The organism is Noviherbaspirillum suwonense (assembly GCF_900182955.1).
GTDB lineage: Bacteria > Pseudomonadota > Gammaproteobacteria > Burkholderiales > Burkholderiaceae_D > Noviherbaspirillum_A > Noviherbaspirillum_A suwonense.
The window spans coordinates 26,998-49,158 of sequence record NZ_FXUL01000025.1; the positions used below are offsets into that span (position 1 = coordinate 26,998).

Below are 22,161 nucleotides of genomic sequence, written 5' to 3' on the forward strand. Positions count from 1 at the left end.
GCGGCCCGGCCAAGGCGCACAAAGGGTCAATCACGCATGCCGCGTCGCATAAAAAACTGGAGACATCGATGAAGAAAATCGTAGCGTTGCTGACCACCGCCTGCCTGGGCGTACTGGGCTCGGGGCTGGCAAGCGCGCAGGACGCGGCCGCCGGCTACCCGAAAAAACCCATCCGGATCGTCGTGCCGTTTCCCGCAGGCGGCACCTCCGACGTGCTGGCCCGCATGGTAGGCCAGAAGCTCAATGAAGCCTGGGGCCAGCCGGTGATCGTCGAAAACCGCAGCGGCGCAAATGGCAACATCGGCGCGGACCTGGTCGCCAAGGCGGAAGCGGACGGCTATACGCTGTTGCTGATGGACGTCGGCAACCTGGCGATCAGCCCGTCGCTCTATCCCAAGCTGCCGTTCAGCCCGACCGCGAACCTGGCGCCTGTGACCATGCTGGCCTATTCGCCGCACCTGCTGGTGACCTATCCCGGACTGCCGGTGCAATCGGTCAAGGAGCTGATCGCTTACGCCAAGACGCAGAAGGGCAAGCTCAATTTCGCCGCGGCCGCCGGCACCGGCAGCGCGACCCACCTGGCCGGCGTGCTGTTCGCGAAGGAAACCGGCATCGACTGGGGCTATATCCCGTACAAGGGCGGCGCGCAGGCAATCACCGACCTGGTCGGCGGCCAGGTGGACCTGACCATGAACGGCATGGTCGCGACCTACCCGCATGTTAAGGATGGAAAGCTCAAGCTGCTGGCGGTGTCGAGCAGCAAGCGCCTGCCGCAGCTGCCGGACGTGCCGACGCTGAGCGAGACCGTGCCCGGCTTCGTGTCCGGCAGCTGGCAGGGCGTGATGACGCCGGCGGGCGTGCCCAAGCCCATCATCAACAAGCTCAATGCGGAGCTGGTCAGGATCGTCAAGATGCCGGACGTGCGCGAGAAGATGGCCGCGCAAGGCGCCGAGCCGCGCACCAACACGCCCGACGAGTTCGGCGCCTGGCTGAAAACCGAGATCGCGCAATGGGGCAAGGTCATCGCAGACGCACAGATCAAGGCCGAGTAATGCCGATCCCCGTTCACCGGGCGGCGTGAAATTCCGTAGAGTGTAAATAGCGAATGCGCATTACACCGCTGGCCAGTCAACGTCCACCGCCTGTTGGCAACGTGGGGTGTAATGCGCTACGCATATTACACCCTACGTCGGGGTAGCCCAGACCATCGATCCCATCCGGCACGCCGTGACCTGGGATGGATGGCAGCCTGACGCAGGGCGCGGGGCGCCATGCGCTCCGGCACGAAACGCACGATCGATCCGGGAGCCGGTCATGTCCTTCCACATCGAACGCGTCACCGCCGCGAACGTCACGCAGATGGATGCGCTGCTGGACCTGTTCGGCAAGGCTTTCGACGATGCCGCGACATACGGCGGCAACCGGCCCGGCCCCGGCTACCTGCGCCAGCTCCTCGACACCGATTACTTCATAACGCTCGTCGCACTGGCCGGCGACGATTGCGTGGGCGGCCTCGTCGCCTACGAGCTGAAAAAATTCGAGCAGCAGCGCAGCGAGATTTACATCTACGACCTCGCCGTCAGCGAAACGCACCGGCGCCGGGGCATTGCGACGGCGCTGATCGGCGCGCTCGGGAACATCGCGGCATCCCGGCGTGCCTGGGTCATATTCGTCCAGGCGGATCGCGGCGACGAAGCCGCAATTGCGCTCTACACCAAGCTCGGCCTGCGCGAAGACGTGCTGCATTTCGATATCGCGGTGAAGGATCGTCCCATCGCCGGCTGACGGCGCGCCGGGAGTCCGGTACGCGTACCGCTGCCCTGCCTGAAAGGAGTCCACGATGAAGGTGCTGGTCAACATCGATGTTCCCGATCTCGAGAAAGCCCTGGCGTTTTACCAGGCGGCGCTGGGCCTGACCCACAGCCGGAACCTCGATTCCGATGTGGCGGAGCTGACGGGCGCCGGCTGCGTGATCTATTTGCTGGAGAAGGCAGCCGGATCGACGGCAAGTTCGACCGGCGCCGCCACGCGCGACTATGCGCGGCACTGGACGCCAGTGCATGTGGATTTCGTCGTCGACAACCTCGAGGAAGCGATGGCGCGGGCGCTGGCAGCCGGCGCCAGGCAGGAATCGGAACCTGTCGACTGGCTGGGATCGCGATGCGCGACGTTTTCGGACCCGTTCGGCAATGGCTTCTGCCTGATCCGGTTTGCCGGAGACACGTACGGCGGCTAGCCGTGCTGGACGCCGCGGGTAGTCAGGCGTTCCGGCCGCAAGTCGGCATTGTTCCGTGCGCCGTGGGCGCGCGGCCTCATCGCGTGCCCATGCGCCTCCGTTTCGCCCTGAGGGGCGATGCCGCGGAACGGCCTGTCCCGCAGTCAACTCGTGGCAATGCGCCGAGCAAACACTCTAGCGGCCGCAGTCCTTCATGCACGCGGCATTGCGCGCATCCGGCCTCGGGTCCGGGCCGATGAACCCGTCCTGGTTGGGCATCCGTACCTGCGGCAAGGTGCGCGCATCCAGCACCGCGTTCTCCGGGACAATGCCGTTCATGTAAAGCAGGTAGGCGGTTGCCGCGTAGACGTCGCTGGGACTGAGCGTTCCGGGCGCATTGAAGGGCATCGCCCTGTGGATGTAGTCATAAACGCTGGTCGCATAAGGCCAGTAGCTGCCCACGGTCTTCACCGGCGCTGCCGAGTTCAGCGTGCCCTTACCGCCCACCAGCCTGTCCATCGGCTTGCCTTCGCCCTGCTGGCCGTGGCAGCTGGCGCAGGCCTGCGCATAGAGCGCGCGTCCCTGCGCCACCGACCCGGACCCGGCGGGCAGGTTGCTTCCGTCCGGCTGCACGTCGATATTCCAGGCAGCGACCTGCGCCGGACTGGCGGCCGCGCCGATGCCGTACTGGATTCCCGCCGCCGGCCGGTCGCCGGCATACACCGCCTGCGATGCACCGGAGGAGGACGGCTGGGCGCCGCCTTGCCCGGCCAGGTTGCCGCAAGCGGACAGGGCCAGCATTCCCAGCGCGGCCAGGCCGGTCCTGCAGTCACGCGTGAACATTGGTCACCTCGCCGTTCTGCGCCACGCCCCAGCTTTGTATCGCGTTCAGGTGATAGACCGAGTTGAGGCCGCGCACGGCGACCAGTTCGGCCAGCGTCGGCTGCACGTAGCCGGTCTCGTCGATGCACCGGCTCTGCAATATTGCCGGGCCGCCCTGCCAGTTCCACATCATCCGGAAGCGGGTCAGGCATTTCGGCAGGACCGGCGATTGCAGCCGCGCCTGCTGCCAGTTCCGGCCGCCATCGACGGAGACATCGACCCGGCTGATGCGCCCGCGGCCAGACCAGGCGAGGCCGCGTATCTCGCGAAAGCCGGGCGCGCCGATGCGCATGCCGCCCGACGGCGAGGTGATGACGGACTTCGCCTCCATGTCGAAGGTAAACAGGCGGGCTTTCCCATCGGGCATCAGGTCGGAATACTTCGATGTCTCCTCGCGGGTATAGAACGGCTGGTCGCTGAATTTCAGGCGCCGCAGCCACTTGATGTTCATGTTGCCCTCATAGCCGGGCAACAGCAGCCGCAGCGGATAGCCCTGCTCGGGACGCAGCCGTTCGCCGTTCTGCGAATACACCAGCAATGCATCGTCCAGCACCTTGGCAATCGGGATCGAGCGGTCCATCACCGCCGCGTCGGCGCCCTCGGCCAACATCCATTTCACGCCCGGCCGGAGGCCGACCTGCTCGGCCAGCACCGACAGCGGCACGCCGGTCCATTCGGCGCAGCTGAGCAGGCCATGCGTGCCCTGCACCGTCTTCTCCTTCGGCCCCTTCCACTCGGTCAGCGTGTTGCCCGAGCATTCGAGGAAGTGGATGCGCGAGACCGAGGGCAGCCGCAGGATGTCATCCATGCTCAGCATCAGCGGCCGGTCCACCATGCCGTGGATCACCAGCCGGTGCGCATCCGGGCTGATCGCCGGCACGCCCGCATGATGCCGCTCGAAGAACAGCCCGTTCGGCGTGATGATGCCGTCCAGGTCCTGCAGCGGCGTAAAGCTCCAGGACGACAGCGGCGTCGGCGTCAAGTCGGTCGGCCGGCGCACCACGTCGGCTTCATGCGGCGACGGCAGGCCGTACGGCGGCGAGAGGATGGGTTTGCCCTGCTCATGGGTCCATGCCGCGGCGCCAGCACTGGCGGCCCTGTCGGCAGCGGCCGCTCCGTGCAGGCCGTCCAGCGCCAGCACGCCTGCCGCCGCGGCGCTGCGGGTGAGGAAACGCCGCCGGTTCGCCTGCGCCAGCGGCCCCGTTATGGGTCCCGCCCCTTCTGCATCGTCAGATACCGGCATCTCGGTTCCTTTCCGCTTTGCGGCGCGCCGGATGGTCCAGCCATCGCGGCGCGGCACGTGGGTTTGCTTCTTCCAGCGACGACCTGTTCGATTGATTTCCGACCGGAGAGTTCAACGTTGGCAGCTGCGCTCTACTCCATCGCCGGCCTGCAGCCAGGCCGTACAAAAATCAGGCGGCCCGATGCAGTTCGATGAAAGGCGGCCTTTCAAGCTGGTCCGATGCGGCGGCCCACTCGACCTCGGCCCGTTCCAGGTGGGCTTGCTTCACATGGCCGTAGCCGCGGATCAGCTCGGGCACCGATGCCAGCCGCACTGCCGTCTCGTAATGCGCGGGCGTGGTCTTCTCGAGGATGCGGGCCACCGACTGCTCATAACGCGCGATCAGGCCGCGTTCGACGCGGCGCTCGGCTGAATAGCCGAAGATGTCGAAGGCGGTGCCGCGCAGGGACTTCAGCCGGGCCAGGACCCGCAGCGCGGGCAGCATCCACGGGCCGAATTCCTTTTTCTTCGGCTCGCCCGATTGCGGCTTCCTTGCGCCGATGCCGGGCGGCGCGAAGTTATAGGACACTTTGAAATCGCCTTCGAACTGCTGCCGGATGCTGTCCAGGAATTCGGGCGAAGACTGCAGCCGCGCGACCTCGTATTCGTCCTTGTATGCCATCAGCTTGAAGTAATAGCGGGCCACCGCGGTCGCGATTTCCGTCCTGCCGTTGAAGCGCTCCGACTCCCACGCCCGTACCCTGCCGACCAGGGCCGCGTAGCGCTCGCCATAGGCGGCATCCTGGTAGGCGCTCAGGAACTGCTGCCGCCTTGCGACCATTTCGTCCAGCGTGCCGGAAAGCCGGCCGGCGGCGCCCGCTCCCTGGCTGCGCGCGATCAGCGCATCGACCGCCTGCATGTCATGCGCTGCACGGCGGCCCCACAGGAAAGCGTCCTGGTTCATCTTCACCGCGGCGCCGTTGAGCGCGATCGCGTCATTGATCGCCGCCGCCGGGATGGGGATCAGCCCGCGCTGGTAGGCATAGCCGAGCATGAACATGTTCGCGGCGATCGTGTCGCCGTGGATGGCCGTGGCCAGCCGGGTGGCGTCGATGAACTCCGCCTGCGGCGCGCCGGCGGCGGCCTCGATGTTGTCCCGAAGCGACTGCGCCGGGAACCGCAGGTCGGCGTCGCGGGTGAAGTCGCCGGTCATCATCTGGTGCGCGTTGACGATCATCCGGGTGTGCCCGTGGCGCACCACGGCCAGCGTCTTGTTGCCGCCGGTGACGACCATGTCGCAGCCCAGCACCAGGTCGGCGCCGCCGCTGGCCACCCGGATCGCCTTGATGTCGTCCGGATCTGCGCCAAAACGCAGGTGCGACCAGACCGAGCCGCCCTTCTGCGCCATGCCCGCCATGTCGAGAATGCCGCAGCCCCTGCCTTCCATGTGCGCCGCCATGCCCAGCACCGCGCCGATGGTGACGACCCCGGTGCCGCCCACGCCGGTGATCAGCATCGAGTACACGCGGCCTTCCAGCGACGGCAGCGCCGGTTCGGGCAGCGCCGGAAAGACCGCCACGTCCTGGCCCAGCCCGGCTTTCTTTTTCAGCTGACCGCCGTGGACCGTCACGAAGCTCGGGCAGAAGCCCTTGTTGCAGGAATAATCCTTGTTGCAGGCGGACTGGTCGATCGCGCGCTTGCGGCCGAACTCGGTTTCCAGCGGCACCAGGGACACGCAGTTGGACTTGACGCCGCAGTCGCCGCAGCCTTCGCAGACCAGCTCGTTGATGACCAGGCGCTTGGGCGGATCGGCAAGCACGTTCTTCTTCCTGCGCCGCCGCTTCTCGGCGGCGCAGGTCTGGTCGTAGACCAGCACGCTGACGCCGGCCACCTCGCGCAGTTCGCGCTGCACGGCGTCGAGTTCGTCCCGATGGTGCACCGTCACCCCTGGCGCCCACGGTTCCGACGGCGGGTACTTGTGCGGCTCGTCGGTGACGACGACGATCCTGCCCACGCCTTCCGCATGCACCTGGCGCGTGATGATGGCCGGGCTCAGCGTGCCGTCATGCTTCTGCCCGCCGGTCATCGCGACGGCATCGTTGAACAGCACCTTGTAGGTGATGTTGGTGCCGGCCGCGACAGCCGCCCGGATGGCGAGCAGGCCGGAGTGGAAATACGTGCCGTCGCCGATGTTCTGGAACATGTGCGTGCGGGTCGAGAACGGCGCCTCGCCGACCCATGCCATGCCTTCGCCGCCCATGTGGGTATAGCCCAGCGTCTGGCGGTCCATCATCTGCGCCATCCAGCTGCAGCCGATGCCGGCATAGCCCTTGCTGCCCTCTGGCAGCACGGTCGACGAGTTGTGCGGGCATCCGCTGCAGAAATACGGCGTGCGCGCCAGCGGCTCGACATGCGCGTGGCCTTGCCTCAACTGGCGCAGCAGCCCGACCCGCTGCTGCAGGTCCGGCAGCGCCTGCCGCGCCGCGATCCGCTCGCCGATGGCGATGGCGACCTGCACCGAGTCCAGCGCGAGTTCGGGCTGGAACAGGATGCGGCCGTCTTCATCCTTCTTGCCGATGATGCGCGGCGCAGCCGCGCTGCCGTACAGGATCTCCTTGAGCTGCGCTTCCAGCAGGCTGCGCTTTTCCTCGACCACGATCACCAGGTCCAGCCCTGCCGCAAAGGCCCTCGCGCCCTCCGGTTCCAGCGGCCAGGTGCAGGCCACCTTGTAAAGCCGCACGCCGGCCTGCGCCAGTTCGGCCTCGCCGAGCCCAAGGTCGTCGAACGCCTGCAGCACGTCCAGGTAACTCTTGCCGTGGGTGATGATGCCGATCCTGGCGCCCGGGCTGTCCATGCTCACGCGGTCGAGCCGGTTGGCGCGGACGAAGGCGCGCACCGCATCCATCTTGTAGTTGTGCAGCCGGTATTCCTGCGCATGCGGCGTATCGGGCAGCCGGATATTGAGGCCGTCGGGCGGCAACGCCATGTCGTCCGGCAGCACGATATCCAGCGCCGGGTTGAGTTCGACGGATCCGGACGCGTCCGCGTTTTCCTTGACGCACTTCATGCCCACCCAGCAGCCGGCGTAACGCGACAGCGCCCAGCCGTAGAGCCCGTATTCGAGCAGCTCCTTCACGCCCGAGGGGCTGAAGATCGGCATGCTTGCATCGACCAGCGCAAATTCCGACTGGTGGCAGGTGGTCGACGATTCGCAGGTATGGTCGTCTCCCATCAGCACCAGCACGCCGCCATGCCGGGAGGTGCCGGCCAGGTTGGCATGCCGGAACACGTCGCCGGACCGGTCCACGCCCGGCCCCTTGCCGTACCAGATCGCAAAGACGCCGTCGAACTTGCCTTCGCCGCCGATTTCCGCCTGCTGCGTGCCCCAGGCGGCGGTGGCGGCGAGGTCTTCGTTCACCCCGGGCACGAAGCGGATGTCGGCGGCGTCCAGGTGCCTGGCGGCCTTGCCGAGTTCGCCGTCGTAGGTGCCCAGGGGCGAGCCCCGGTAGCCGGAGATATAGCCTGCCGTGTTCAGCCCGGCGCGCCGGTCGCGCAGCTTCTGGGTGATGGGCAGGCGCACCAGCGCCTGCACGCCGGTCAGGAACACCCGCCCGCTTTCCAGCGTGTACTTGTCGTCGAGGACTACTTTTTTCATGATGGTCGCGATGGCGGAAATGCCGTGGTTATCGTTTCGGGAGGCAGCCGGCGACGCCGCGCCGGCGTCAGGCGACGCCCAGATAGATCTGCTGGATCCGGTTGTCACTGGCCAGTTCCGCGGCCGTGCCGCTCTGCGCCACGTGGCCATGCTCGAGCACATAGACACGGTCGGCAATGCGCAGCGCCGACTGCGCGTCCTGCTCGGCCATCAGGATGGCGACGCCGCCTTCGCGTATCGTCCGGATCGCATTGAAGATCTCCACCTTCAGCCGGTGCGCGATGCCCACCGACGGCTCGTCGAGCAGCAGCAGCTTGGGCGCGCCCATCAGCGCCCGGCCGATCGCCACCATCTGCTGCTGGCCGCCGGACAGCGTGCTGACGATCTGCGACGCGCGCTCGCGCAGGATGGGGAACAGCTCGCAGACGCGCTGGTAGTCGCGCTCGATGGCGACCCGGTCGTTGCGCAGGTAGGCGCCCAGCATCAGGTTTTTCTTGACGGTCAGCTCGGTGAACAGGCGGCGGCCTTCCGGACAATGGCAGATGCCGCGGCCCACCACCGCATGGGCCGGCAGGCCGTGCAGGGAAGCGCCGTCGAAGTCCAGCCTGCCCTGTCCCGCAACCGAGCGCGAGATGGCCTTGAGCAGCGTGGTCTTGCCGGCGCCGTTCGGGCCGAGCACGGCGACCAGTTCGCCGCTGTCCACGTGCATCGTGATGTCTTCCAGCGCGGCCGCCTTGCCGTAGGAGGCCCGCAAATGCTCGATCTCAAGCAGCATGCTCAACCTCCTGGCGGCCGATATAGGCCTCGATGACACGGGGGTCGGCGACGATTTCCGCCGGCGAGCCGGTGGCGATCACTTCGCCGAAATCGATGGCGATGACGCGCGAGACCAGCTTCATGAACTCGCGCAGCTTGTGTTCGATCAGGAGGATGGTGAGCCCCTTCTCCTGGTGCAGGCGGCGTATCAGCACGGAAAGCTCCTCGATTTCACTGGAACCCAGCCCGGCAAACGGCTCGTCGAGCAGCAGCAGCTCGGGTTCGGTGGCCAGTGCCCGGGCAATCTCCAGGCGCCGCTGGTCGCCATACGACAGCCGTTCCGCGGGCGTCTCTTCCTTGCCGGCCAGGCCCACATCGGCAAGCAGGCCGCGCGCCCGCGTCTCCAGGTCGCATGGCGGCACCCGGGGACCGAGGCTGCCGACGATCACGTTCTCGAGCACCGTCATGCCGACGAATGGACGGCACAGCTGGAACGTGCGGGCCACGCCGAGGCCGACGATGCGATGGGGCGGCACGCCGCGCAGCGAACGCCCGCCCAGCGTGACCGTGCCGCTGTCGGCCGGGATGAAGCCGGTCAGCAGGTTGTACAGCGTGGTCTTGCCGGCGCCGTTGGGTCCCAGTATGCCGACGATCTCGCCGCGCTCGACCTCCATGCTCACCTGCTTGACCGCATGCAGGCCGCCGAAATGCTTGTCGAGATCCTTCACTGACAGCAGCGTCATATCGTTTCTCCATTGCCGGCGATCTTGCCGTCGCCCGCATGCAATCCGTCTTTCGCGGGCCGGGCCGCCGGCCGCGGCGCCCTGTCGCCGGCGCTGCCGGCGATACGCTGCCGCAACTTCTGCCAGGTCGGCGCGACCAGGCCGGTGGGCAGGAAGAACAGGATCGCAATGAGCACCAGGCTGTAGACCATCAGGCGCCACTCGCCGAAGTCGCGCAGCAGCTCGGTCATCAGCGTGAGCAGCAGCGCGCCGCCGATGGCGCCGTAGATCGACGACATGCCGCCGACGTAGACCATCGTGATGATGGTGATGGACGTCACGACCGCGAACAGCTGCGGACTCACCTGCTGCTGGTAATGCGCGTACAGCGCGCCGCCCAGTCCGGCGAAGGCCGCGCTGATGATCAGCGACGCGATCTTGTAGAACGTGATGTTGAGGCCGGCCGCCAGACAGGTTGCCTCGTCGCCGCGTATGGCCTTCAGGATCAGGCCCCAGTTCGAGCGCGCCAGCGCGACCAGCAGCACGGTTATCGCGACCAGGATCGCAAGCACGAACCAGTAGTAATGCAGCGGCGACGACAGCAGCGGCTCGATGCCCTGTATGCCCTCTTCGCCGCCGGTGTGCTCCCAGAAGATCAGCATGAGCCGCTGCATGATGACCGCGCCGGACAGCATCGCCAGCGCAAAGTAGGGTCCCTTGAGCCGCAGCGTCGGCAGGCCCATGATCAGCGCGAAGATCACCGCCACCACCATCGAGGCCGGCAGGCTCCACCACGGCCCGAAGCCGAAGACGGTGTTCATGAAGCCGGCCGCATAGGCGCCCACGCCGATGAAGAGCGAGTGGCCGAAGTTTTCACGGCCGGTGAGCCCGGACATGAAATCCCAGCTCACCGCCCAGATCCCGTAGATCGCGGCCACGGTCAGCACGCCGACCAGGTAGCGGCCGCCGAACACCAGCGGCAGCACGGCCAGGATGGCGACGGCGATGATCGCGCCGCCACGGTCGATATTCTTGTATCGCAGACTGTTCATGATTGCCATCCCGAAGTCAAAAGGCGGCGCGGCGGCCGAAGAATCCCGCCGGGCGCAGCACGAGCATCAGCAGCGTCGCCAGGACCGACACGATTTCGGTCCATGAACTCGAGCCCAGGTAAGCCACCAGCGTCTCGGCATAACCGAGCATGAAGGCGGCCAGTATGCTGCCCGGTATCGAGCCCAGGCCGCCGACCACGACGATGGCGAACGCCTTCACGATGGGCAGCAGGTGCATGGACGGATTGACCGACAGGAAAGGCCCGGCCATGATGCCCGCCAGCGCCGCAAGCGCGGCCGACAGGGCCATCACGACGGAAAAGACGCGGTCGCTGGGGATGCCCATGTACTGGGCCGCTTCCGGGTCCTGGGAAATGGCGAGAATGGCGCTTCCCAGGCGCGTGGTCTGGATGAACAGGTACAGGGCGCCGATGGCCAGGCCGCTCACGACCAGCGCAAGCAGCCGCTGCCCGGCGATATCGACGCCGCCGATGCTGACCTTGGCGTCGATGAAGGACGGCACGTTCCGGTATTCCGAGCCGAACGTCAGGAACAGGGCCTGCTCCACGACCAGCGCCACGGCCAGCGATATCATCAGCACGGCCAGCTGCGACGCCCGCATGGGCCGTATGAAGACGCGCTCGACGATCACGCCGAACAGCGCCACGCCAGCGACGGTCAGGATGGCCGCGAGCCACAGGGGCAGGTGCGCGATGGAGGTAAGCGCATAGGCGCCGTAGGCGCCCAGCGCGTAGAACGATCCGTGCGCCAGGTTGAGCACCCTGGCGACGCCGAAGATCAGTGTGAAGCCGACCGCGAGCATCGCGTAGATCGCCCCGGTCACGGCGCCGAATATCAGTATCTCTAGCAAAGTCATCTCCTGGAACGAGCCGGAATGGCGCCGCGCACGGCGGCTGGCAGGCAGCGCGCGCAAGTGCGCGACAAGTGACGCGGCGCGGCGCAGCCGTGCGGCGGACCTCGGCGTTCATTAATCCATGGTGCTTGCAAGCCCGGCATGCCTGTGCGGCACGCCGGGGCTGGCCGGTGCTTGCGCCGGCTTACTTGCTTACTTGTTCATCCAGGGCGGCATGATGAACTTGCCGGTGCGCAGTTCCTTGGGCCACAGGACGACACGGTTGCCCGCATCCTGCCATTGGACGAAGAGCAGGTTCATGTTCTTGCCGCCTGCCTTGACGTCATGGTTGTCGTCGAATTCCAGCGTGCCCGGAACCCCGGTCATCGAGGTCTTTTCCAGCGCCTTGATGATGCCGTCGCTATCCATGCTCTTCGTGGTTTCGACTGCCTGCGCATACGCATAGACGGCGTCGTAGGCGCCGAAGGCGGTGTAGACCGGCACCCTGCCGGTGCGCTTCTTGAACTCGTCGAAGAAGGGAACGGTCTTGGCGGTCAGCGGCGCGCGGACGGCGAAGTTGGCGGCCACCTCGCTGATGGACTTGCCGCCCACGCGCTCGAAGAAGTCGCCGTCCATGCTCTTGACGTCGATGCCGCCGTAAGGGATGGGCACCCTGGCGTCATACCACTGCTTGGCGAACGTGTCGCTCGACGCATGGGACAGGATCACCAGCAGGAACTGCGCCTCGCTGGCGCGCACCTTCGAGAGCAGCGGCGAAAAGTCCGATGTGCTGGAGTCGAAGAACTCGGTGAGCCGGACGTCGGCGCCGACTTCCCCCGCGCCCTTTTTCAGTATGGGCACGAGGTCCTGCACCCATTTCGCGTTTTCGCCGATGATGGCGATCTTCTTGTAGCCCAGCTCGCCGATCAGCATGCCGGAGACGAAGTCGACCAGCTGCCGCGCCTGGTGCGCGGCATTGAGCGGCCCGACGCGGAAGATGTACTTGTTCTTGTCGTAGTCCTGCTTGACCTTGGCGGTGATGGCCGGGGAGGCGGCGCCGACGCCGAGGTAGATGGTCTTGGCGGTCGTGATATGCGGCAGCTGGGCCAGCGTCACGCCGCTGGTGTAGCCGCCGATCAGCACATCGGCCTTCTCGTCGGCCGTCAGCTTCTTGATGGCGCTGATGCCGGTTTCCGGGTTTTCGGTTTCGTCCGCCACGACCATTTCAAGCTTGCGCCCGAGCACGCCGCCCTTGGCATTGATTTCGTCCATGGCGATCTTGATGGCGTCCTGGGTGTCGCGCCCTACCTGCAGCTGCATTGCGGTGGGCACACCGATCTTGATAGGCTTGTTCTGGGCGGAAGCGGCTGCGGCGCCCATGATGAGTGCGGCCGTTGCCAGCAACTTTCCTATCGTGCGGGCCGTGGGGTGGGTGGAAGAATGCTGCTGTCGTAAAGAATCAGGGCGGAAAATCCCGGCCCGTACAGACTCGGTCATATGTCTCACTCCTTTGGTTTTTTCTTTGTCGATACCAGGTGGTGTCATTCCGTCTCACGCGGCTCCCACTTGAAATAACCATACTGCATTGCTCGGTTTGCGGTCAACTGGTAAAACCAAATTTCGCTGTGCGGGTCTTGTGGACGGACGGAACCGGATGGTTTGCTTCGGGGTCGGAATGCACGGATCAAGCCGCCCCGCGCGGCGATGATAACGATGGCGCGCAGGAATTTGATTGCCTCGCCGCAGTCTATGCAGGAAGACGCAACCAGGCGGCATGCGGCCCGCAGGACGCCTGGCATGCCCGATGTTATTGCCTGTAACTGGATGGGAAGGGGATTGCATGTCCGCCGAACCGACCGACACAGCCGGAGCCGCATCGCGGCGGAATGCAGGTGGCCTGGCGGCCGCAGCAAGCCCATTGCCTTCACCCCGAATCGCGAAAGCGCCGTCCGCGTTCAGGCGCTGCATGCTCAGCTACCTGGCGTCCATGGCGGTCATTGTGGCCGGACTGTATTTTTACACCGCGCTCAGTCCGTATTACATCGCCCTTTACCGGGTCCACTGGACGCCTTCCTGGCTTGCCCATGGCACGGGATGGACCGTCACCTTCCCGGTGGCGCTGCAGGGTTTTGCATGCGTCTATGCGCTGGCCCTGCTGCCCTACTACGCATTGCGACCCGGCAGGTTCAGCCATGCGTACATCATGCTGCGCCATGCATGCCGGCGCCTTGCCCGGCTGCAGCCGCCGCAAGCAGCGGAGGATGGCGAGGAAGACCGGCAGGCGATGCTGTGCCTGCTACTCAAGTTCATCTTCATCCCATTCTGCATACACGGGCTGGTCGCCTACCTGGCCTATGCGGACGACCAGCTCAGTCAGCTGGGCAGGCTGGTGGCCGGCGGGACGATGCCGGACTGGTTCTCGTTCTATAACAGCCGCCTGCATTACCTGGTCCTGAACCTGATCTTCATCGTCGATTTCTTTCCCTTCGTCGTCGGCTACCTGGTCCAGTCGCGCATGCTCGGCAATGAGGTCGTCAGCGTCGACGCCAGCGTTGGCGGCTGGATGGCCTGCCTGGTCTGCTATCCGCCGTTCAATGCCGCGATGGCCGCCATCCTGCCGATGCAGGTGGTCGAGCTTGCGCCCGCCTACCCGGCGTTTTCAATGACCGCGCATCTCGTCATCAATGGCATGCTCCTGACCTTTTTTGCCTTGTACGCGTATGCCAGCGTGTCGCTGGGCTTCAAGTGCTCGAACCTGATGCACCGGGGCATCGTGCGCCGCGGGTTGTATCGCTTGATCCGGCACCCTGCCTACCTGTTTAAAAATCTCGCGTGGTGGACCGGCGCGATCCCCCTCCTTTACGTGCTGGCGCAAACGTCGCCGAAGGAATTTTTCTGGACCGGCTTCTGCATGGCCGGCTGGGCCTGCATCTACCTGCTGCGGGCGCTGGCAGAAGAGCGGCACCTGTCGCGCCACGCGGATTACCGTGGCTACATGCAACAAGTGCGCTTCCGTTTCATTCCCGGCCTTGCCTGAACCTGCGGATGCGCAGGCCAGCAGGCTGCTATTTGGCCTTCATGTCGCCGCCCTGGGCGCCGGTGCCCGGCACGCCGGTTTCCGGTGAGCCAGTCGTGCCAGGCCCGCCTGATGAGCCGGTCTTGGGCGCCGTGGTCGAGCTTCCCGAAACGCTGCCGGACGTGGTCCCGCCCGGCATGTTCCCGACGCCGGGCGAGCCGGAGGTGGCGGTGCCCGGCGAAACGGAGCCCGCCGGCTTTTCGGCATCGCTGGACTTCGCGCGGGACGACGGCTTGCTGGATGAGGATGAACCTGAATCGCCGGAGGTCGCGCCCTGCGCATGGGCATTCAGCCCGGCGCCGAGCGCAGCGGCGGACACGACAATCGAGGCAATCAGCGGGTGGAATAGCGGCTTCATCGGAGGCTCCTGGTAAAGGTTGTCCGCTCCACAGGGATCAGATGCCGCTTTCGTTCATTCACGGCGACATAAGCGGAAAAACTTGGATGCAATCCGGCTTTTCGAGTTCCGCTGACGCGCAATTGCGCAATTGCGTCAGTCGCCGCGTTCGACGCCGCTATCGGGCAAGGCGGGCAAGCCGTCGCGCGATCGCAATGAACTATTGGTCAACATCGCCCACGGCAAAGAGCGTCATCCTTTAAAATGCGCGAGCCTGGCTGGTCTTCCTCTCCGGCCGGTGCGATCCATTACAGGCTAACGACGGCCCTAATTTCATGCATTCTGTCAATTAATTGCATATCATTAACATTAAAAGTTGGTATAATTAACAGTTTTTGAAATCAGGCCGGAGAATTAGGGGTGCAAGAAAATACGAAGGCCGCCAGCGTCCAGATGTCGCCTTCCGACGACCTTAACTGGCTCTCCGGCGGCGGCGAGATGGGCGCGCTGATCCGCTCGATGGATTGGTCCAGCACCCCGCTCGGCCCGGTGGAAACCTGGCCGCAAAGCCTGCGCACGTCGGTCAGCCTGTGCCTGTCCTCGACCTTTCCCATCCTGGTCGCCTGGGGTCCGGAGGATATCCAGATCTACAACGACAGCTACCGTCCGATTTGCGGCGCCAAGCATCCGGAGTCGATGGGACAGAATTTCAAAATTTGCTGGGCCACCGCCCTGCCGGTCGTCGGCGACGCATTCGACCGTGCGCACCGGGGCGAAGGCACCTATATCCGTGACCAGCGTATGTTCCTGGATCGGAACGGCTACCTGGAAGAAGCCTTCATGACGTTCTCGTTCTCGCCGATCCGGGACGAGTCCGGCAACGTGGGCGGCATCTTTCACCCGATTACCGAGAACACCGACCAGGTGCTCGGCGCCCGCCGCACGCAGAGCCTGCGCGACCTGTCGGTGCAGCTGAACCGGGCGAAAACCATCGGCGAACTCGGCGGCCTGCTCTCCAGCGAACATCCGAACCTGCTGCCGGACCTGCCATTCATCCTGTTCTACAAGGCCGCGCCGGATGGCGTCCTGCACCTCTGTGCCAATGCCGGCCTGCCCGCCGACGCGCCGCTTGCGCCACCGACGGTCGACTCGTCGGCCGATGGCGGGTGGCCGTTCGCGGCAGCCGCCCGCTCGCGCGCCATCGAGGAAGTCCCTGACCTGGAACGCCGCTTCGGGCGCGTCGACTGCGGGCCGTATCCGGAAGCGCCGACCTCGGCATTGATCCTGCCGATCAGCGTCGCGGGCATGGAGCAGCCATACGGCTACGTGGTGGCCGGCGTGAGCGCGCGCCGCGCGCTCGATGCCGAGTACCGCAGCTTCTACGAACTGCTGATGAATACCGTCAACACCGCGGTCGGCAATATCACGGCCTACGAGCAGGAACAGAAGCGGGCCGAAGCGCTGGCCGAGATCGACCGCGCGAAGACCGCGTTTTTCTCGAATGTCTCCCATGAATTCCGCACGCCGCTGTCGCTGATATTCGGTCCTCTCGACGACTCGCTCACCGATCCAGAGGAACCGCTCGGCCCGCGCCAGCGCGCCCGGCTGGAGGTGACCCACCGCAACGCGCTGCGCCTGCTGAAACTGGTCAATTCCCTGCTGGATTTCTCCAAGATCGAGGCGGGACGGGCGCAGGCAGTCTATGCGCCGCTGGACCTGTCCCGGTTGACACTGGATCTCACGAGCGTCTTTCGCTCGGCGATGGAGAAAGCCGGGCTGGATTTCGACGTGGCCGTGTCAGACCTGCCGGAGCCGGTCCACGTCGACCGTGACATGTGGGAAAAGATCGTCTTCAACCTGTTGTCGAACGCCTTCAAATTCACGATGCAGGGCGCCGTGCAGGTCAGGCTCGAACGCCACGGCAATGCGGCGCGCCTGTCGGTGCGCGACACCGGCAGCGGCATTCCCGACGCGGAATTGCCGCGGGTCTTCGAGCGCTTCCACCGCGTCGAGGGCGCGCAGGGTCGAAGCTTCGAAGGCACCGGCATCGGCCTGGCCCTGCTCCAGGAACTGGTGAAGCTGCACGGCGGCCACATCCATGTCGAAAGCCGGGTCGGTGTGGGCTCGGTTTTCTACGTCGATATTCCATTCGGAACATCCCATTTGCCCGCCGCGCACATTGCGGCGACGCCAGCCGACGAGCGAGCGGGCGGCGCCATCGGCGCGGCCTTCGTCGAGGAGGCGTTGCGCTGGCTTCCCGAAGACGCGGCGACGCGGCCTGCCGACCCTGGCGTCGCCGAAGCGCCGGCTGCCGCTGGTCGCCAGCGGGCGCGCGTGCTGGTGGTCGACGATAACAGCGACATGCGCAATTACGTGAAGGGGCTGCTTGAACGCGACATGGTCGTCGAGACCTGCGCCGATGGCGAGGACGCGCTGGCCGCGGTGCTGCGCAAGCCGCCCGACCTGCTGCTGAGCGACGTGATGATGCCCCGGCTGGACGGTTTCGGGCTGCTGAAAAAGATACGCGCGACCGAGGCGATCAGCCATGTTCCGGTGATCCTGCTTTCCGCCAGGGCCGGCGAGGAAGCGCGGATAGAGGGATTGCAGGCCGGCGCCGACGATTACCTGGTCAAGCCGTTCGCGGCCAATGAGCTATTGGCCAGGGTAAAGAAACAGATCGACCAGAGCCGCGAGCGCCGCAGCGCCCGCAAAGCGCTGGAGGAAAGCGAAGCCTACTTCCGCTCGCTGGTCGATTCGTCGCCGGCCATGCTCTGGATCACCGACGCCAGTGGCCGGTGCACCTACCTGAGCAAGCGCTGGTTCGAGTACACCGGTCGCAAGCCAGCTGATGGTCCGTTCCTGAACTGGCTGCAGAGCGTTCATCCGGAGGAGCAGCAGCGGGTCGCACGCGTGTTCATGGCGGCAAATTCGGAACATGCGCCGTTCGTGCTGGATTACCGGTCAAGGAGGCATGACGGCGAATTCCGCTGGGTGATCGATTCCGGCGCGCCGCGCTTCGACGCGGACGGCAGCTTCCTTGGCTACATCGGCAGCGTGATCGATGTCCACGAGCGCAAGGGCGCCGAACAGAAGCTGCAGCTCCTCGCCGACGAACTGTTCGAGACCAACCGCCGCAAGAGCGAGTTCCTGGCCACGCTCGCCCATGAGCTGCGCAACCCGCTGGCGCCGATACGCAACGGGCTCGAAGTGATGCGGCTGACAGCGGGCAATACGACCGCATGGAACAAGGTCCGGGACATGATGGAGCGCCAGGTCTTCCACATGGTGCACCTCGTCGATGACCTGCTCGACGTGGCGCGCATCAGCAGCGGGAAAGTCGCCCTGCGCAAGGAACGGGTGGAACTGCACCGGATCGTCGCCAATGCCGTCGAGACCAGCCTGCCGCTGATGGAAGCCGCCGGCCACCACCTGACGATCGACATGACCGAGGAAGTGCTGGCGCTCGATGGCGACCCGGTCAGGCTGTCGCAGGTCCTCAGCAACCTGTTGAACAATGCCGCCAAGTACACCCCGAACGGCGGTCGCATCGACATAACCGCCTATCGCGTCGGGTCCGAAGCAGTTGTCTCGGTCACCGATACCGGGGTCGGGATACCGGCGGAATCCCTGCCGGAAGTGTTTGAAATGTTCACCCAGGTCGGACGCAACATGGAGCGCTCGCAAGGCGGGCTCGGGATCGGCCTGTCGCTGGCGCACCGGCTCATCGAGCTGCATGGCGGAGCGATATCCGCGGTCAGCGCCGGCAGCGGACGCGGCAGCGTCTTTACCGTGCGCCTGCCGCTTGCCGCCGATGCGGGTCCGGCGCCGCTCTCCTCCGTTCCGGGCGCGGCCGGCGCCGATAGCGCCGCCACCGGCTTGCGGGTGCTGGTGGTGGACGACAATACGGACGCCGCCCAGAGCCTTGCCGAGCTGCTCGATCTGAGCGGGCATGCGACGCTCGTGGTCGACAACGGCCATCGCGCGCTGCAGGAAGCCCAGGCATTCCGGCCAGACCTGGTGATCCTCGATATCGGCATGCCGGGCATGAACGGTTACGAGGTCGCCAAGGTCATGCGGAAGACTGCCGGCGTGGAGCACGCGGTGCTGGTGGCATTGACCGGCTGGGGAAGCGAGGCGGACCGGGCCAGGGCGCTGGAGGCCGGGTTCGACCAGCACCTGACCAAGCCGGTGGAGTTTTCCACCATCGACCGCATGCTGACGGCGGCGAGGCGTGCGAGACACCCGTAGCTGGCCAGGCCGCCAGTCGCATCCGGGGTTGCCAATGCAAAAAGCCCGCACGCAGCGGGCTTTCCGAGGGTGTAGCTGGACTGCTTACGCGTTCCTGCGCTTTGCTGACTGGCGGCGCGATGCGGCAACGCCAATGAGACCAATCCCCAGAAGGGCCAGAGGCGCCGGCTCGGGAATGGCCTGTCCATTTCCCGAATCAGGGGCGGTGGCGCAACTGGTCGATATCGTGTTCGTATCCATCGTCACGGCGCCGTTTAAGGCCAGCGCCCTACCGCAGCGTATCGAAGCGCTGTTGTTCAGCGTAATGCTCTGGTTCGCAAGAATGCTGCCTTCGAACAGGCTGCCGGTCCCAAGCGTGGCTGAGCTTCCAACCTGAAAGAAGACGCTGGCATTCGTCCCGCCGTTGATGAGGTCAAGGACGGCGCTGCTGGCAGTCGTCAATGCGGTTCCGATCTGGAATACGAACAGCGCACCGGGATCGTTCATCGCGTCAAGAACGAGATTGCCCGTCAGGTAAGCGTCTGAATCAAACCGATACACACCCGGCAGAAGGACGCCCACGCTCCCCAGGTCCTGTCCGCTTAAATTAACGGACTGGGCGGATGACTGCGCTGCCAGGAAGTTGTATGCAGCAAGCGCATCGAACTGTGCTTGCTGTGCGACCGAGTCGGTGTTGTGCACCGTGCCTGTGATGTCAATGCTGCCCAATCCGGTGATCGAGGCGCCGGGTGACAGACCGAGATCACCATTGATCATAGTGAGACCAGTATTACTGATGGTCGAAGCGCCTGATACCGCAAAGCTTTCGGCGGATCCGAGGATTGAGTCTGCAAGCGCGGGAGCAGAGCTGAAGGCAAGTGCGGCAAGGAGCGCGGCCGCTGATGTCATTCCAAAGGTGTGCATGTAATCTCTTATCTGGCGCTCGGCTTATTGCCGGCTTGTCGTCGAGCTCGATTTAACTACACGCTTAATCACATATAGCCCTGCTTCTTACTAATTCCTTCCCTCTAGCAATTATTGAGCCCAGGAAAATTACTTATAAACATCAAACAGTTACGAATTTAATCCCGCGAATTTCCAGTGAAGTGTAAATTATTCTGACAAGACTTTTTAATGATGTCCTCAGACGACAGTCTGATCGGCTAGGCCCTGAACCTGCCAAAGAGTCGCGCTAAGCTGCCAAGGCGGGCGCTGGCGGCATTGCCCAGGCGTGATGCGCCCATTGCCGTCGTGGAGACAAATGGGGCGCCATTAATGCTGAGGCGCCCCTGGGGTAACCAAAAGATACGGGTGATCGTGGATCGACTCAGGCTGGCGTCGGCTGCATGCCGCGTCTGGTTTCAAGGCGCTGGGCGAAACGCTCCCAGGCCCGGTCGTGATACGGAAGCAGAAGCATATTGCAGGCTGGCTCGAGCACAACGGCGAGGCCGCCGAACGCAGCCGAGCCGGTAGCCCAATACATCACGGCAAAAGCCACCCCCATGTGCATGCCGGCCTGGCTGAGCTTTTCGGTGGCAAGGAAGGTGACCCGTCTTGCGGAAGGCTGTCCGGCGCGGACCTTCGCCCAGGCGCGCGCGTGGAGCGGCAGCAGCACCACGTTGATCATCGGTTCGAGCAACGCGGCAAGTCCGCCAAAGGCCACCGAACCGGTCAGGAAATACATGATGCCGAAGGCGATGCCCATGTGCGTGACGACCTGGCTGACTGTTCTTGCTGCAATGACCATCTGATCCTCCCGTTGATTGTTCTGGACTATTGGGACAGATGATAATTATTCTCATTAAATAGTTCTAATTGATTGATGCTAGGAAGTTCATAGGGTTGCTCTATATCGTCAATGCCTGGATTTCGGATGCCGGCACTGCCAAGTGTGTGAATCTGTTCCTGCGCCGGGCGTCGTCATGGGGAACAAGGCCACATACAGCCACTCATGGGTCTTGGGGCGCCGCTTGGGAAATAGGTGAATCTGCAAAACTTGCGTTCTGGGTACACCAAGCAGCCTGTCCAGGAAACGGTGCGTGCTCTTAGCCAGTCCGGCGGTAAACGCTTTACTTGATAACGAAGTCAATGCACGGTTCATTAGCCTGCAATGGCGCGGTCCACGGCAAAAGCTGTGAATGACCTGTGCATGGCGCGGACGGGTTTCCTGTGGACAGTGCGTTGGAAAGGAATGTGCATATGCGGCCCGACCGGTTTTTATGCAAGATGATATTTATGCTTTAAATCAAGTACTTGATCGAACTTCCCCATACATATCCACAGGCTTACGCACCAATTCTGTGTGTAACTTCTGCCTTATTTTTAGGCACTGCTTCAGATACCGAATAATGCGGACGCAAAAAAGCCCGCATGCGGCGGGCTTCGATGGCGCAGTTCAACTGCTTATCCGTTCTTGCTTCTTGCTAACCTGCGGCGCGATGCGGCGAAGCCAAACAGGCCAAGGCAAAGCAGGGCAACGGTAGCTGGTTCTGGAACGGCTGCAACGTCTAGCGACAAAATGTTGCCGGTTCCGAAAGGTAGCCCTACAAAATTAATCCGAATCGTATTTGCATCAAAAAATATTCTGGAGCTATCAAAACCTGCTAGCGTACTTGAATCGTTGATCGTCACCGAATTAAAGTCAGGGATTGTCCCATTGACGTCCGTGAGGACAAATCCATTAAACGGTACATTGCCGCCAAAATTCCCATTGCTACCGAAATTAAGCAGCAGATTTGTATCCGAAATATCGAGGCTTGCGATGTTATCCACAATATTCGGTATTTCCACACCGGTGCGCACCAAAACACTAGAAGGATAGGGCGTAGTGCCGGTAGCAGGATAGTGAACCCCAACCGTTGGATAGTTGTAGTCATATCCCAGAGTTTGCCCCTCAAGTACAGCAGCATGCACTGCTCCAGAAAGCAGGAATGTAGTGGCAACAATTTTCAGTTTGATAGTAAGTCTCATCTTGGTCTCCTCGGTTTAAATTCAATAAGTTCAGAATAGCAACTTACATACCATAGAGAAATAATTCTTTTAAATCAATTACTTAACTTTTTAACAACTATTCCCACGTCCTCGACTGTCAGAATTGTCGACACGCAATTATTGGGGTTAAAGTGATGGATAGGAAATAGATGCTAGCGCAAACAGACAGATTG

At 63.9% G+C, this 22,161-nt stretch carries 17 protein-coding genes; 5 read left to right on the forward strand and 12 right to left on the reverse strand.

The features are described from left to right. Positions 1-68: 68 nt before the first annotated feature. From QOL82_RS23950 to QOL82_RS23960, 3 genes are all read left to right on the forward strand, one after another. Positions 69-1,052: a Bug family tripartite tricarboxylate transporter substrate binding protein gene (locus QOL82_RS23950; protein WP_283444828.1), complete on the forward strand. Its 984-nt coding sequence runs from the start codon at positions 69-71 to the stop codon at positions 1,050-1,052. 262 nt (positions 1,053-1,314) lie between these two features. Next, positions 1,315-1,785, forward strand: coding sequence for an AAC(3)-I family aminoglycoside N-acetyltransferase (locus tag QOL82_RS23955; RefSeq protein ID WP_283444829.1), 471 nt, complete (start codon positions 1,315-1,317; stop codon positions 1,783-1,785). Between the two features lie 55 nt (positions 1,786-1,840). Beyond that, positions 1,841-2,236 (forward strand): VOC family protein, encoded by a 396-nt coding sequence (locus tag QOL82_RS23960; protein ID WP_283444830.1) that lies wholly within the window; start codon positions 1,841-1,843, stop codon positions 2,234-2,236. A 174-nt stretch (positions 2,237-2,410) separates the two neighbouring features. Here QOL82_RS23960 and QOL82_RS23965 read toward each other — a convergent pair whose 3' ends face one another. From QOL82_RS23965 to QOL82_RS24000, 8 genes are all read right to left on the reverse strand, one after another. Next, positions 2,411-3,058 (reverse strand): c-type cytochrome, encoded by a 648-nt coding sequence (locus tag QOL82_RS23965; protein WP_283444831.1) that lies wholly within the window; start codon positions 3,056-3,058, stop codon positions 2,411-2,413. Then, positions 3,045-4,340, reverse strand: a complete 1,296-nt coding sequence (soxC, locus tag QOL82_RS23970; protein WP_283444832.1) for a sulfite dehydrogenase — start codon at positions 4,338-4,340, stop codon at positions 3,045-3,047. Before soxC ends, QOL82_RS23965 begins: the two co-directional genes overlap by 14 nt. A gap of 169 nt (positions 4,341-4,509) precedes the next feature. Then, entirely contained in the window at positions 4,510-7,974 is a 3,465-nt protein-coding gene (locus QOL82_RS23975; protein ID WP_283444833.1) for an indolepyruvate ferredoxin oxidoreductase family protein, read from the reverse strand. A gap of 67 nt (positions 7,975-8,041) precedes the next feature. Then, positions 8,042-8,749, reverse strand: a complete 708-nt coding sequence (locus QOL82_RS23980) for an ABC transporter ATP-binding protein (RefSeq protein WP_346772312.1) — start codon at positions 8,747-8,749, stop codon at positions 8,042-8,044. Then, positions 8,739-9,473 (reverse strand): ABC transporter ATP-binding protein, encoded by a 735-nt coding sequence (locus QOL82_RS23985; protein WP_283444835.1) that lies wholly within the window; start codon positions 9,471-9,473, stop codon positions 8,739-8,741. The genes QOL82_RS23980 and QOL82_RS23985 overlap by 11 nt, the downstream gene beginning before the upstream one ends. Further along, positions 9,470-10,504, reverse strand: a complete 1,035-nt coding sequence (locus QOL82_RS23990) for a branched-chain amino acid ABC transporter permease (RefSeq protein WP_283444836.1) — start codon at positions 10,502-10,504, stop codon at positions 9,470-9,472. Before QOL82_RS23990 ends, QOL82_RS23985 begins: the two co-directional genes overlap by 4 nt. A gap of 16 nt (positions 10,505-10,520) precedes the next feature. Continuing rightward, positions 10,521-11,375: a branched-chain amino acid ABC transporter permease gene (locus QOL82_RS23995; RefSeq protein WP_283444837.1), complete on the reverse strand. Its 855-nt coding sequence runs from the start codon at positions 11,373-11,375 to the stop codon at positions 10,521-10,523. Positions 11,376-11,570: 195 nt separating this feature from the next. Beyond that, on the reverse strand, positions 11,571-12,737 hold the full coding sequence (locus QOL82_RS24000) for an ABC transporter substrate-binding protein (protein WP_283444838.1): 1,167 nt from the start codon (positions 12,735-12,737) through the stop codon (positions 11,571-11,573). A gap of 586 nt (positions 12,738-13,323) precedes the next feature. Here QOL82_RS24000 and QOL82_RS24005 point away from each other — a divergent pair. Next, complete coding sequence (locus QOL82_RS24005) at positions 13,324-14,394, forward strand: methyltransferase family protein (RefSeq protein ID WP_283444839.1); 1,071 nt, start codon at positions 13,324-13,326, stop codon at positions 14,392-14,394. Positions 14,395-14,422: 28 nt separating this feature from the next. On the opposite strand, the gene QOL82_RS24010 is transcribed toward QOL82_RS24005, so the two are convergent. After that, positions 14,423-14,791, reverse strand: a complete 369-nt coding sequence (locus QOL82_RS24010) for a hypothetical protein (protein ID WP_283444840.1) — start codon at positions 14,789-14,791, stop codon at positions 14,423-14,425. A 399-nt stretch (positions 14,792-15,190) separates the two neighbouring features. Between QOL82_RS24010 and QOL82_RS24015 the strand changes: the two genes are divergently transcribed. Next, positions 15,191-19,018, forward strand: coding sequence for an ATP-binding protein (locus tag QOL82_RS24015; RefSeq protein WP_283444841.1), 3,828 nt, complete (start codon positions 15,191-15,193; stop codon positions 19,016-19,018). Between the two features lie 84 nt (positions 19,019-19,102). Here QOL82_RS24015 and QOL82_RS24020 read toward each other — a convergent pair whose 3' ends face one another. The 3 genes from QOL82_RS24020 to QOL82_RS24030 all read right to left on the reverse strand — a co-directional run bounded on the left by QOL82_RS24020 (position 19,103) and on the right by QOL82_RS24030 (position 21,967). Continuing rightward, the gene (locus tag QOL82_RS24020; protein WP_283444842.1) at positions 19,103-19,921 is read right to left on the reverse strand and encodes a DUF3494 domain-containing protein; all 819 of its coding nucleotides are present in this window, start codon (positions 19,919-19,921) and stop codon (positions 19,103-19,105) included. A 403-nt stretch (positions 19,922-20,324) separates the two neighbouring features. After that, on the reverse strand, positions 20,325-20,744 hold the full coding sequence (locus QOL82_RS24025; RefSeq protein WP_283444843.1) for a DUF2061 domain-containing protein: 420 nt from the start codon (positions 20,742-20,744) through the stop codon (positions 20,325-20,327). Positions 20,745-21,400: 656 nt separating this feature from the next. Beyond that, on the reverse strand, positions 21,401-21,967 hold the full coding sequence (locus tag QOL82_RS24030; RefSeq protein WP_283444844.1) for a PEP-CTERM sorting domain-containing protein: 567 nt from the start codon (positions 21,965-21,967) through the stop codon (positions 21,401-21,403). Between the last annotated feature and the right edge of the window lie 194 nt (positions 21,968-22,161).

Coding starts and splice junctions, on each gene's coding strand:
- QOL82_RS23950 (WP_283444828.1), top strand. CDS start 69: ATGAAGAAAATCGTAGCGTTGCTGACCACCGCCTGCCTGGGCGTACTG.
- QOL82_RS23955 (WP_283444829.1), top strand. CDS start 1,315: ATGTCCTTCCACATCGAACGCGTCACCGCCGCGAACGTCACGCAGATG.
- QOL82_RS23960 (WP_283444830.1), top strand. CDS start 1,841: ATGAAGGTGCTGGTCAACATCGATGTTCCCGATCTCGAGAAAGCCCTG.
- QOL82_RS23965 (WP_283444831.1), bottom strand. CDS start 3,058: ATGTTCACGCGTGACTGCAGGACCGGCCTGGCCGCGCTGGGAATGCTG.
- soxC (WP_283444832.1), bottom strand. CDS start 4,340: ATGCCGGTATCTGACGATGCAGAAGGGGCGGGACCCATAACGGGGCCG.
- QOL82_RS23975 (WP_283444833.1), bottom strand. CDS start 7,974: ATGAAAAAAGTAGTCCTCGACGACAAGTACACGCTGGAAAGCGGGCGG.
- QOL82_RS23980 (WP_346772312.1), bottom strand. CDS start 8,749: ATGCTGCTTGAGATCGAGCATTTGCGGGCCTCCTACGGCAAGGCGGCC.
- QOL82_RS23985 (WP_283444835.1), bottom strand. CDS start 9,473: ATGACGCTGCTGTCAGTGAAGGATCTCGACAAGCATTTCGGCGGCCTG.
- QOL82_RS23990 (WP_283444836.1), bottom strand. CDS start 10,504: ATGAACAGTCTGCGATACAAGAATATCGACCGTGGCGGCGCGATCATC.
- QOL82_RS24000 (WP_283444838.1), bottom strand. CDS start 12,737: ATGGGCGCCGCAGCCGCTTCCGCCCAGAACAAGCCTATCAAGATCGGT.
- QOL82_RS24005 (WP_283444839.1), top strand. CDS start 13,324: ATGCTCAGCTACCTGGCGTCCATGGCGGTCATTGTGGCCGGACTGTAT.
- QOL82_RS24010 (WP_283444840.1), bottom strand. CDS start 14,791: ATGAAGCCGCTATTCCACCCGCTGATTGCCTCGATTGTCGTGTCCGCC.
- QOL82_RS24020 (WP_283444842.1), bottom strand. CDS start 19,921: ATGCACACCTTTGGAATGACATCAGCGGCCGCGCTCCTTGCCGCACTT.
- QOL82_RS24025 (WP_283444843.1), bottom strand. CDS start 20,744: ATGGTCATTGCAGCAAGAACAGTCAGCCAGGTCGTCACGCACATGGGC.
- QOL82_RS24030 (WP_283444844.1), bottom strand. CDS start 21,967: ATGAGACTTACTATCAAACTGAAAATTGTTGCCACTACATTCCTGCTT.